Consider the following 11,646-nt stretch of genomic DNA (forward strand, 5'->3'; position numbering starts at 1 on the left):
GCGGCCCGCGGGCCGCGGATCTCAGGCCGCCGGCAGCGGCTCGAGCTTGAGCACCGCGATCGAGATGTTGTCGCCGGTGCCATGCGCGCGGCGACGCGCCTCGCCCACCAGGATCTCTACCGCATCGCGCGGCGGCTGCGCATGCAGCACGCTCGCGAGCTCCTCGGGGGTGAAGTAGTGCCACAGGCCGTCGCTGCAGGCCATCAGCAGGTCGCCGGGCTGCATCCTCGGCACCTGGTCGGGCGCGATCGGCGGTGGTGTCGAGCGCATGCCCAGGCAGCCGAGCAGGATGTTGCCCTGCGGATGCACGTTGGCCTCGGCCTCGGTGATCTCGCCGCGGTCGATCAGCGTCTGCACGTACGAATGATCGCGCGTGCGCTTGATCAGCCGGCCGTCGTGGAAATGGTAGATGCGCGAATCGCCCGCATGGATCCAGGCGCAATCGCCGTTCGGGTTCATGAGGAAGGCCGCCAGCGTGCTGTGCGGTTCCTGCTCGCTCGACACGGCCGTGAGCTTGATCACCGTGTGCGCGTCCTCGAGCAGCTGGCGCAGCAGCGCCTCGGCCTGGTCGCGCGCGGGGTTGTAGCGCGCGAACAGCTGGCGCGCCGTCATCAGCACCTGGTCGGAGGCCTTGCGCCCGCCGCTGCGTCCGCCCATGCCGTCGGCCACCACGGCGAGCACGCAGCCCGGCGTGCGCGGATGCGCGATCAGCAGCACCTGGTCCTGCTGGTAGGGGCGGTCGCCCTTGTGCAGGCCGGTGGCGGCAACGAGTCGAAAGCCTTGGGTCATGAGCGCGAATGCGCCGATGCAGCGCCGCCTGTCTTCTCTGGAGTTCGTGTCACGACGTATTATCGAATGAACACGAGCCCGGGCCGCGCAGAAGATGCGCTCGCTCCTCCCACGTTGGATTCCAATCTCCACTCCCTTTCCCGCCAGCTGATCGAGCTGCGCATCGAGCATGCGGATCTCGATGCGTCCATCGACGGCCTGAGCGAGGTCGTGCCGCAGGACGAGCTGCTGCTGCGCCGCCTCAAGAAGCGCCGCCTCGCGCTGCGCGACCAGATCGTGCGGCTCGAGAACGCGATCGATCCGAAGGAGCCGGCATGAGTGCTGTGGGCCTGGAAGACACGCTCGCATCGAAGGTGCTCGAAGCCTTCTCCGAGGGCGGCGTGCTGTCGCGCGCGGCCGAGCAGTTCCGCGAACGCTCGGGCCAGACCGAGATGGCGATGGCCGTGGCACGCACCATCGAGCAGGGCGGCATGCTGGTGGTCGAGGCCGGCACCGGCGTCGGCAAGACCTTCTCGTACCTGGTGCCCGCGCTGCTGAGCGGCGAGCGCGTGCTGCTCTCGACCGCCACCAAGGCGCTGCAGGACCAGCTGTTCGGCCGCGATCTGCCGCGGCTGGTGGAGGCGCTGGGCCTGCCGGTGCGCACCGCGCTGCTCAAGGGCCGCGGCAGCTACCTCTGCCTGCACCGCCTCGACATGGCGCGCCACGATGCCTCGCTGCCCGAGCGCGGCAGCCTGCGCACGCTGGCGAAGATCGAGCAATGGTCCAAGGCCACGCGCACCGGCGACCTGGCCGAACTGCCGGGGCTCGACGAGCGCTCGCCGCTGATCCCGCTGGTGAGTTCCACGCGCGAGAACTGCCTGGGCGCGCAGTGCCCGCAGTTCAAGCCCTGCCACGTCAACCTCGCGCGGCGCGAGGCGCTGGCGGCCGACGTGGTGGTCATCAACCATCACCTGTTCTTCGCCGACCTCGCGGTGCGCGAGAGCGGCATGGCCGAGCTGCTGCCGAGCGTCAGCGTGGTGGTGTTCGACGAGGCGCACCAGCTCAACGAGACCGGCGTGCAGTTCCTCGGCACCAACCTCGGCACCGGGCAGGCACTCGACTTCGCGCGCGACGTGCTCGCGGCCGGCCTCACGCATGCGCGCGGCCTGGTCGACTGGCAAGGCATCGTGGCCGGGCTCGAGCGCGCGGCGCGCGAGCTGCGGCTGGCGGTGGGCAAGCAGTGGCCGGGCGCGAAGCTGCGCTGGGCCGGGCCTTCGCCCGAGGGCATCGGCGAGCACGAATGGCAGGGCGCGCTCGACACGCTGCAGATCGCCTTCGAGGAAGCGGCCGAAGGGCTCGACACCGTGAGCGAGCTGTCGCCCGATTTCGTGCGGCTGCTCGAGCGCGCGCGCGAGCTCGCGAAGCGCGCCGCCAAGTTCGCGCGCGCCTGCGCGCCGGAGTCGGTGCGCTGGGTCGACGTGGGCACGCAGCTGCGGCTGGTGGAGTCGCCGCTCGACATCGCGGAGGCCATGCGCACGCGCGTGCTCAAGATCGCCAAGCCGCGCGACGACGAGGCGCCGGCGCCCGGCGCTCGCGAGGCCGTCGACGACTACGACGCCTGGCTCGATGCGCAGGGCGGCGGCGATGACGACGACGAGGAGCCGTCGCGCGCGCACGAGCCCGAGCCAGCGGCCGCCGAGCGCCGCCGCCGCGCCTGGGTCTTCACCTCCGCCACGCTGGGCGACGATCCCACGCTGCGCTGGTTCACCGAACCTTGCGGCCTCGAGGACGCGGAGGTGCTGCGCGTGCGCAGCCCCTTCGACTACGCCGCGCAGGCCGCGCTCTACGTGCCGCGCGCCTTCCCCAAGCCCAACGAGCCCTCGCACAGCCTGCGCGTGGCGCAACTGGCCGCGCGCGGCGCCGGCGCGCTCGGCGGCCGCACGCTGGTGCTGACCACCACGCTGCGCGCGCTGCGCACCGTGGGCGACGAGATCCGCCAGCAGATCGAGCGCCTGGGCATCGAGCGGCGGCCCGAGGTGCTGGTGCAGGGCGAACTGCCCAAGCGGGTGCTGATGGACCGCTTCCGCGAGGGCGACACGATGGGTCGCCCCGGCTGCGTGCTGGTGGCCTCGGCCTCGTTCTGGGAGGGTTTCGACGCCCCCGGCGATGCCTTGCAACTGGTGGTGATCGACAAGCTGCCGTTCCCGCCACCCAACGATCCGCTGGTCGAGGCACGCTCGCAGCGGCTCGAGGCGCAGGGCCGCAGCTCGTTCGGCGACTACTCGCTGCCCGAGGCCGCGGTGGCGCTCAAGCAGGGGGCGGGGCGGTTGATCCGGCGCGAGACCGACAGCGGCGTGCTGGTGATCTGCGACACGCGCCTGGTCGCGATGGGCTATGGCCGGCGCCTGCTCGGTGCGCTGCCGCCGATGCGGCGGCTCGAGACCGAGGCCGATCTCGACGCGGCGATCGCGGACCTGAGCGTGCCGGTGCAGGACTGACGCGCGCGCAATGAAAAAGCCCGAGGGCTCGCGCCATCGGGCTTGGATGCGGGGTCAGCCGAGATGGCTGGCCGTTGCGATCACCACATCTTCCACCAGGGATCGTCCTTGGTCTTGAAGCCCTGGGTCAGGTAGGTGCTCTGCGGGTAGTTGGAGGTCAGCACGCGCTGCGCGTCGTCGCGCAGGTCGTTCATGCCGAGCGCGTCGTACGAGCGCACGATGATGTAGAGCGCTTCCTCGACGGCGGGCACTTCACGGTAGTCGGCGATCGCGCTCTGGGCGCGGTTGATGGCCGCCAGGTAGGCGCCGCGCGAGTAGTAGTAGCGCGCCACGTGAACCTCGTACTGGGCGAGCGAGTTCACGATGTAGTTCATGCGCTGGCGCGCATCGGGCGTGTAGCGCGACTCGGGGAAGCGGGTGACCAGCTCCTTGAACGATTCGAACGACTCCTTGGCCGCCTTCTGGTCGCGCTCCGACAGGTCCTGGCGCGTGAGGAACGCGAACATGCCGAGGTCGTCGTTGAAGTTGATCACGCCCTTGAGGTACAGCGCGTAGTCGAGCGCGGGGCTGGCGGGGTGCAGTTTCAGGAAGCGGTCGATGGTGGAGACCGCGGCGGCCTTGTCGCCGCCCTTGTACTGGGCGTAGGCCTTCTCGAGCTGGGCCTGCTGCGCCAGCGGCGTGCCGGCGGCGCGGCCCTCGAGCTTCTCGTACAGCGGCACGGCCTTGTCGTAGGCGCCGGAACCGGCTTCGTCCTTGGCTTCCGCGTAGATCCGGTTGGGGCTCCAGGTCGCGGTCTTGTCGTCCTTGGTGCTCGAACAGCCGGCGAGCAGCGCGAGGGCGCTGAGCGCCATCCAGGCTGGGACCGATAATTTGGCGCGAATCATCACATGCGGCTTTCGTGAAACAGTTGCCCTCAATTATATCGACCGACCCCCGCGACAACTCCCCGGAGGCGGCCGAGCTCGACGAGGGCGCCGATCCGTCCGAAGCCAGCGAGTGGCGGGATTTCGTCGTCGACCCCGCGCAGCACGGACTGCGGCTGGATCGCGCGCTGGCCGCGTTGGTTCCCGAGTTCTCGCGCAGCTACCTGCAGCAGCTCATCGAAGCCGGCGCCGTCGAGCTGCAGGGCCGTGCCGCCACCAAGGCCTCGGCGGCCGTGCGGGCCGGGCAGGCGGGGCGCATCGAACTGCGCCCCACGCCGCAGAGCCAGGCCTTCCGGCCCGAGCCGATGGAGATCGTCACCGTCTACGAGGACGAGCACCTGCGCGTGATCGACAAGCCGGCCGGCCTGGTGGTGCATCCCGCCCCGGGCCACTGGAGCGGCACGCTGCTCAATGGCCTGCTCGCGCTCGATCCCAAGGCGCTGCTGCTGCCGCGCGCGGGCATCGTGCACCGCCTCGACCGCGACACCAGCGGGCTGATGATGGTCGCGCGCACCCGCGCCGCCATGGACGCGCTGGTGGCGCTGATCGCCGCGCGCGAGGTCAAGCGCCAGTACCTGGCGCTGGGCCACAAGCCCTGGACCGGCCCGGCCGCGCGCCAGGTCGACGCGGCCATCGGCCGCGACCCGCGCAACCGGCTGCGCATGGCGGTGGTCGACCTGCAGCAGCACGCCGGCAAGACCGCCCGCACCCTGATCGAGCGCCTGGACAGCGAGGAGCGCGGCTGCGTGGTGCGCTGCACCCTCGAGACCGGCCGCACGCACCAGATCCGCGTGCACATGGCGTCGATCGGCCATCCGCTGGTGGGCGACACGCTCTATGGCGGCACGCCCGCCGCGGGCCTCGCGCGGCAGGCGCTGCACGCGTTCCGGCTGGCCTTCGTCCATCCGGTCACGCAGGCCCCGATCGCGCTGCATTCGCCCGTGCCGGCCGATCTCGCCGAGGCCTTGCGGGCCTGGGGGCTGGACTACAATCGCGCCTGACGGCCTCCAGGGCCGCCGCGCCGGCCGCTTGGTGCCGGCCCCGCGTTGCACTCGCCGCGTGCCGGCAACGCCTCCTTCCATCCTTCTGAACAAAAAAAGCGTCCCCCAAGGCGCCTTTTCCCGGACAACGCGAACCATGAATACGGCGGATGCCAAGCGCATTCTCGAAACCGCCTTGATCTGTTCGAGCCAGCCGCTGCCGGTGCGCGAATTGCGCGTGCTGTTCGACGACGAACTGGGCGTGGACACGATCAAGTCGCTGCTCCTCGAGCTGCAGGAAGACTGGACGCAACGCGGCCTCGAGCTGGTCAGCGTGGGCAGTGGCTGGCGCTTCCAGAGCCGGCCCGAGATGCGCGACCACCTCGACCGCCTGCACCCCGAGAAACCGCCGCGCTACACCCGCGCGGCGCTCGAGACCCTGGCCATCATTGCCTACCGCCAGCCGGTCACGCGCGGCGACATGGAAGACATCCGCGGCGTCACCATCAACTCGCTGATCCTCAAGCAGCTCGAGGACCGCAACTGGGTCGAGGTGATCGGCCACCGCGAGACGGTGGGCCGCCCGGCGCTGTACGCGACCACGCGCCAGTTCCTCGACGACCTCGGCCTGGCCTCGCTGGACCAGCTCCCGGTGATCGAGACGCCGGCGCAGCAGGCGGCGCTGGTCGACTCGCTCGAGCGCGCGGGCGGCGGCGACCAGCCGGCGCTGCCGATCGACGAGCCGGCCGCCGACGACGCCGCGGTTGCCGTGGCGGTGGAAGAGGCGCAGACTGTGCCCACCACCCCGGCAGAAGAACAACAGCCCGAAGTCCGGCAGGCGGTCGCGGACGAAGCGTCGCCCGGCATGGCTCCCGAGCCGGGCGATGCCGTCCCCCTCGACGAACGAGGCGAGGACGCCGAACCGCCAGCCCCCACGGAAGCCCAGGCTCCCGCCGATACCGAACCCACCGAAGAACCCCGCATCGATCCCGACGCTCCGCCGCCGGACGCGACCGATCCTGACGCAGTCCTCCCCGGAAAGACCTCATGAGCTCATCCGATCCCGACGAAGCGGCGATCCTGCCGATCGACCCCTTGTCCAATGAAAACACGCCGGAAACGACCGGCCAGTCCGCGGGTGATGCTGCGAAAACCGTAGCGACGGCGGAGGAGGGCGCGGCACCGAAGCGGCGTCCGCGGCGCAAGAAGGAGGCCGTGGAGGCCACCGAGGCGCCGGCCGTGGCCGAGCCTGAAGCGCCCGTGGCGGCCGCCGAGAGCGCCGAGGAGCCGCCCAAGCCCGCCAAGCCGAAGCGTCCGCGCAAGCCGAAGGCCGTGGCCGAGGCGCCCGCGGCCGAATCCGAGCCGCCCGCGCTCGAAGCGGCACCCGAGCCCGTCGTGGCGCCGGCGCCGGAACCCGAGCCCGCGCCCGAGCCCGCGCCTGCCGAACCGGCGCGTGCCCAGTCGCGCGACGAGGAAGACTCGGACGACCGCTCCGACGACGAAGAAGACGAGGAAGACCCCGACGACGAGGAGGACGACCTCGATCGCGCCCGCCGCGCCGCCGAGCGCGAGCAGCGCAACGCGCCGCCGCCCGAGCCGATCCGCTTCGCCGACGTGATCTCGGGCCAGTTCGACGCCGACGAGGACAGCCCCGAGGTGCCGCCGCTCAAGCGCGTGCTGCTGCCCGAGGCCGATTCGCCCAAGCTGCACAAGGTGCTCGCGCAGGCCGGGCTCGGCTCGCGCCTGGAGATGGAGCAACTGATCCTGCAGGGCCGCATCTCGGTCAACAACGAACCGGCCCACATCGGCCAGCGCATCCAGTACGGCGACCAGGTCAAGATCAACGGCAAGCCGATCCGCTACCGGATCGCGCCGCCGCCGCCGCGCGTGATCGCCTATCACAAGCCCGTGGGCGAGGTCGTCACGCACGACGACCCGCAGAACCGCCCGACCGTGTTCCGCAAGCTGCCGCGCCTGCACCAGGGCAAGTGGCAGTCGGTCGGCCGGCTCGACCTGAACACCGAAGGCCTGCTGCTGTTCAGCAGTTCGGGCGACCTGGCCAACCAGCTGATGCATCCGCGCTTCGGCCTGGAGCGCGAGTACGCGGTGCGCGTGCTCGGCGCGCTCAGCGCCGAGGAACGCCAGAAGCTGCTCGATGGCGTGCGCCTCGACGATGGCATGGCGCAGTTCGGCACCGTCGAGGACGGCGGCGGCGAAGGCTCCAACTGCTGGTACCGCGTCACCATCTCCGAAGGCCGCAACCGCGAGGTGCGCCGGCTGTTCGAGTCGGTGGGCCATGCGGTCAGCCGGCTGATCCGCATCCGCTACGGCGCGATGGTGCTGCCGCGCGGCCTCAAGCGCGGCGCCTGGATGGAGCTCGACGAGCGCGACATCCGCGCGCTGTTCCAGGCCTCGGGCGGCGCGCCCGCGCGGCCGGGCCCGCAGCAGCAACGCGGCCAGGGCCAGGACGGCGGCGGTGGTCGCAACGGGCGCAACAAGAAGCGCCGCGGCGGCCGCAACGGTGGCGGTGCCCAGGCGCGCGACGACGGTCCGATCCCGAGCCCGATGGGCGAGGCGCGAGCGCCGCGCGGCCCGCGCAACAACCGCGGCCCGGGCGGCGGCAACGGCGGTCCGCCGCAGCAACAGCAGGGCCGGCGCAACAACAACGGCGGCAACCGCAACCGGCAGGGCGGCGACGACCGTCCGCCGAGCGGCGCCAACCAGCCCGATCCGATGAAGACCTCGCTCGGCTACATCGGCGCCGACAGCTTCACGCGGCAGCGCAAGGAACAACGCCAGGGCGGTTCCGGCCGCCGCGGCGGCGGGGGCGGCGGCGGTGGTTTCGGCGGGCAGGGCGGCGGCGGTGGCCGGCGCCGCGGACGCTGAACAAAAACAGCCGCGCCCGCGCGGCCTTTCGCGGGGTTTTCACCAAGGTGGTGAATCCCGCCGGTTAAAATCGCGGGCTTTGTCGGGATACGGCGCAACAATATCGTTGCAGTTGTGACAAAAAACTTCAGAATCAAGCAAGCTCAGAAAGCACTTCCATGGCTATCGAACGTACCCTCTCCATCATCAAGCCCGACGCCGTCGCCAAGAACGTCATCGGCAAGATCGTTTCCCGCTTCGAGGCCGCCGGCCTGAAGATCGTGGCCGCCAAGCTGGTCCACCTCTCGCGCAACGAAGCCGAGCAGTTCTACGCCGTGCACAAGGAGCGTCCCTTCTTCAAGGACCTGGTCGAGTTCATGATCTCGGGCCCGGTGTTCGTGCAAGTGCTCGAAGGCGAGAACGCGATCGCCAAGAACCGTGACCTGATGGGCGCCACCGACCCGAAGAAGGCCGCCGCCGGCACCATCCGCGCCGACTTCGCCGACAGCATCGACGCCAACGCCGTGCACGGTTCGGACGCTCCCGAAACCGCCGCCAACGAAGTGGCGTTCTTCTTCGCCGGCCTCAACGTCTACGCACGCTGAAGCCGTATCTCGACCGAATCCATGACCACGGCCAACCTGCTCGATTTCGATCTCGAGGGGTTGGCTGCGTTCTGCGAAAAACTCGGCGAGAAGAAATTCCGCGCCACGCAGCTGTTCCGCTGGATCCACCAGCGTGGCGCCAGCGACTTCTCCCAGATGACCGATCTGGCCAAGTCGCTGCGCGAGAAGCTCGCGACCACCGCGCGCGTCGAGGCGCTGCCGGTCATCACCCAGCACGAATCCAAGGACGGCACGATCAAGTGGCTGTTCGACGTCGGTGACGGCAATGCCGTCGAAGCCGTCTTCATTCCCGAGGACGACCGCGGCACGCTGTGCGTGTCGTCCCAGGCCGGCTGCGCGGTCGGCTGCCGCTTCTGCTCGACCGGCCACCAGGGCTTCAGCCGCAACCTGAGCACGGGCGAGATCGTCGCCCAGCTGTGGTTCGCCGAGCACTTCCTGCGCAAGCACCTGAAGCGCGACGAGCGCGTCATCTCCAACGTGGTGATGATGGGCATGGGCGAGCCGCTGCAGAACTATTCGGCGCTGGTGCCCGCGCTGCGCACCATGCTCGACGACAACGGCTACGGCCTCTCGCGCCGCCGCGTCACGGTCTCGACCTCGGGCGTGGTGCCGATGATCGACCGCCTGGGCGCCGACTGCCCGGTGGCGCTCGCCGTCTCGCTGCACGCGCCCAACGATCCGCTGCGCGACGACCTGGTGCCGCTGAACCGCAAGTACCCGATCGCCGAGCTGCTCGAGGCCTGCAAGCGCTACCTCGCGCACGCGCCGCGCGACTTCATCACCTTCGAGTACTGCATGCTCGACGGCGTCAACGACCAGCCCGAACATGCGCGCCAGCTCATCGAGCTGGTGCGCACGCACGGCGTGTCGTGCAAGTTCAACCTGATCCCGTTCAACCCGTTCCCGGCCTCGGGCCTGCTGCGCTCGCCGCAGCCGCGCGTGCTGGCCTTCGCGAAGATGCTGAGCGAAGCCGGCCTGGTGACCACGGTGCGCAAGACGCGCGGCGACGACATCGACGCCGCCTGCGGCCAGCTGGCCGGCGACGTCAAGGACCGCACCCGCGCGGCCGAGCGCATGGCGCAGCGCCGCCTGGCGTCGTCCGCCCCGGGGACGGAGCGAACGGTCGTGTTGCATCCGGTCCGCAAGACCGCCTCCACCGCCTCCCAGGAGCATTGAACCGATGAGCATGGCTTTTCCGACGGCGAGCGCCGGGCTGCAACGCGTGCTGGCCGCCAGTGTCGCGGGCATCGCGGCGCTGCTGCTCTCGGGGTGCGTGAACACCCGCACCACGACCACCAGCCTCGATTCGGCCAGTTCGCCCTCGGGCGCCCAGCTCGTCACCGAGTCGGACGAGTCGAATGCGCGCCGTCGCGCCCGCCTGCGCATGGAGCTCGCGGCCGGCTATTTCGAGCATGGCCAGAACACCGTGGCGCTCGACGAGATCAAGCAGGCGCTCAACGCCGATCCCAACTACGCCGATGCCTTCGCGTTGCGCGGGCTGGTCTACATGCGCATGGAAGACGCCGGCCTGGCCGAGGACAGCTTCCGCCGCGCGCTGGCGCTCAATCCGCGCGACGGCAACACGCGCCACAACTACGGCTGGCTGCTGTGCCAGCAGAACCGCTACCGCGACGCGGCCCAGCAATTCACCGAGGCGCTGGCCACGCCGGCCTATGCCGAACGCGCCAAGACGCTGATGACGCAGGGCCTGTGCGAGATGCGCGCGGGCCAGCCCGTCGAGGCCGAGCGCTCGCTGCAGGCGGCCTACGAGATCGATGCCGGCAATCCGGTGGTCGGCTTCAACCTCGCCTCGCTGCTCGCGAAGCGCGGGGAATGGTCGCGCGCGCAGTTCTACGTGCGCCGCGTCAACAACGGTCCCTCGGCCAACGCCGAAACCCTGTGGCTGGGGATCAAGATCGAGCGCAGTCTCAACAACCGCGAGGCGGTCGCGCAGCTGGGCGGGCAGCTGCAGCGCCGCTTCCCGCAGTCGCGCGAAGCTTCGGCGTTCGAGCGCGGGAATTTCAATGACTGAACGGGTTTCCGAATTCGGCACTTCCGCGGTGGTCCCGCTCGAGGAAGCCGACAACAGCGACAAGTCCGCCGGCACCATGCTGCGCGAGGCACGCGAGGCGCACGGCCTGCACATCGAGATGGTCGCGGCCGCGCTCAAGGTGCCGGCGCAGAAGCTGCTGGCGCTCGAGGCCGACGACATCGCCGCCTTGCCCGACCCGGTGTTCGCGCGCGCGCTGGCCAGCAGCGTCTGCCGTGCGCTGCGCGTCGATCCGGCGCCGGTGCTCGCCAAGCTGCCGGGCGCGCCCAAGGCCGCGGTGGCGATGGCCGACCGCAATTTGAAGACCCACATCGTCTCGGGCACCTCGCGCTGGGGCAGCGGCCGTTCGGCCGGGCTGCCGTCGCGCGCGCTGCTGACCGTGGTCGCGTTGCTGCTGGTCGGCGCGGCCGCGATCTTCTGGCTGCCGCAGTCGGTGTTCGACCGCATCGGTGCCACGGTGTCGCGCATCACGGCGCGCGGCGCGGCCGAAATCGGCCCCAACGCCGGGGAGCCGCCCGCGGCCACCGGCGGCACGCCGGGCGTCGCGACCGAGAACGTGCCGGTTCCGGCCGCGGCGGTCGGCACCGCCGCGCCCGCGGTCGTGCCGGCTCCCGCGGCGCCGGTCGCGGCAGCGCCCGCGGCCACGCCGCCGGCGGCGGCCGCATCCGCCGCCGCGGCGAGCGGCCAGGCGCTGGTCTTCGTGGCGCGCGAGGAATGCTGGATCACCGTGACCGACGCGGCGGGCAAGCAGTTGCTGCGGCGCAGCCTGCTGGCCGGCGAGACGGTCGGGCTGTCGGGGGCGCTGCCGCTCTCGGTGGTGGTCGGGCGCGCGTCGAGCGTCGACGTGCAGGTGCTTGGCAAGCCCTTCGATCTCAAACCCTTCACGCGCAACGGCGGCGTTGCGCGCTTCGAGGTGAAATCGTGAGCGAACCCCAG

11 protein-coding genes are annotated in these 11,646 nt (G+C 70.8%); 9 read left to right on the top strand and 2 right to left on the bottom strand.

Annotated elements, in window-relative coordinates:
* Window positions 1-21: 21 nt before the first annotated feature.
* Window positions 22-789 carry a PP2C family protein-serine/threonine phosphatase gene (locus AC1HIL_RS16735; RefSeq protein ID WP_261210920.1) on the bottom strand — a complete coding sequence of 256 codons (768 nt, stop codon included), beginning with the start codon at window positions 787-789 and terminating at the stop codon, window positions 22-24.
* Window positions 790-903: 114 nt separating this feature from the next.
* Here AC1HIL_RS16735 and AC1HIL_RS16740 point away from each other — a divergent pair, with 114 nt between their 5' ends.
* Together AC1HIL_RS16740 and AC1HIL_RS16745 are read left to right on the top strand one after the other, a co-directional pair.
* On the top strand, window positions 904-1,107 hold the full coding sequence (locus tag AC1HIL_RS16740) for a YdcH family protein (RefSeq protein ID WP_057597458.1): 204 nt from the start codon (window positions 904-906) through the stop codon (window positions 1,105-1,107).
* Window positions 1,104-3,266 carry an ATP-dependent DNA helicase gene (locus AC1HIL_RS16745; protein ID WP_479672230.1) on the top strand — a complete coding sequence of 721 codons (2,163 nt, stop codon included), beginning with the start codon at window positions 1,104-1,106 and terminating at the stop codon, window positions 3,264-3,266. Before AC1HIL_RS16740 ends, AC1HIL_RS16745 begins: the two co-directional genes overlap by 4 nt.
* Before the next feature lie 80 nt (window positions 3,267-3,346).
* On the opposite strand, the gene AC1HIL_RS16750 is transcribed toward AC1HIL_RS16745, so the two are convergent.
* Window positions 3,347-4,150, bottom strand: coding sequence for an outer membrane protein assembly factor BamD (locus tag AC1HIL_RS16750; RefSeq protein WP_057597452.1), 804 nt, complete (start codon window positions 4,148-4,150; stop codon window positions 3,347-3,349).
* Between the two features lie 14 nt (window positions 4,151-4,164).
* Between AC1HIL_RS16750 and AC1HIL_RS16755 the strand changes: the two genes are divergently transcribed.
* The 7 genes from AC1HIL_RS16755 (at window position 4,165) to AC1HIL_RS16785 (ending at window position 11,635) form a co-directional block, all read left to right on the top strand.
* On the top strand, window positions 4,165-5,190 hold the full coding sequence (locus AC1HIL_RS16755; protein ID WP_057597451.1) for an RluA family pseudouridine synthase: 1,026 nt from the start codon (window positions 4,165-4,167) through the stop codon (window positions 5,188-5,190).
* Between the two features lie 136 nt (window positions 5,191-5,326).
* The gene (scpB, locus tag AC1HIL_RS16760; protein ID WP_479672231.1) at window positions 5,327-6,220 is read left to right on the top strand and encodes an SMC-Scp complex subunit ScpB; all 894 of its coding nucleotides are present in this window, start codon (window positions 5,327-5,329) and stop codon (window positions 6,218-6,220) included.
* Entirely contained in the window at window positions 6,217-8,055 is a 1,839-nt protein-coding gene (locus AC1HIL_RS16765) for a pseudouridine synthase (RefSeq protein ID WP_479672232.1), read from the top strand. The genes scpB and AC1HIL_RS16765 overlap by 4 nt, the downstream gene beginning before the upstream one ends.
* Window positions 8,056-8,213: 158 nt before the next feature.
* Window positions 8,214-8,639 carry a nucleoside-diphosphate kinase gene (ndk, locus tag AC1HIL_RS16770; RefSeq protein ID WP_019653122.1) on the top strand — a complete coding sequence of 142 codons (426 nt, stop codon included), beginning with the start codon at window positions 8,214-8,216 and terminating at the stop codon, window positions 8,637-8,639.
* A 21-nt stretch (window positions 8,640-8,660) separates the two neighbouring features.
* Window positions 8,661-9,836 (top strand): dual-specificity RNA methyltransferase RlmN, encoded by a 1,176-nt coding sequence (gene rlmN, locus AC1HIL_RS16775; RefSeq protein WP_479672233.1) that lies wholly within the window; start codon window positions 8,661-8,663, stop codon window positions 9,834-9,836.
* Between the two features lie 4 nt (window positions 9,837-9,840).
* Entirely contained in the window at window positions 9,841-10,692 is an 852-nt protein-coding gene (gene pilW / locus AC1HIL_RS16780; RefSeq protein ID WP_261210916.1) for a type IV pilus biogenesis/stability protein PilW, read from the top strand.
* The gene (locus AC1HIL_RS16785; protein WP_422097291.1) at window positions 10,685-11,635 is read left to right on the top strand and encodes a helix-turn-helix domain-containing protein; all 951 of its coding nucleotides are present in this window, start codon (window positions 10,685-10,687) and stop codon (window positions 11,633-11,635) included. Before pilW ends, AC1HIL_RS16785 begins: the two co-directional genes overlap by 8 nt.
* Window positions 11,636-11,646: the final 11 nt, after the last annotated feature.

The organism is Variovorax sp. ISS6 (genome assembly GCF_056523145.1).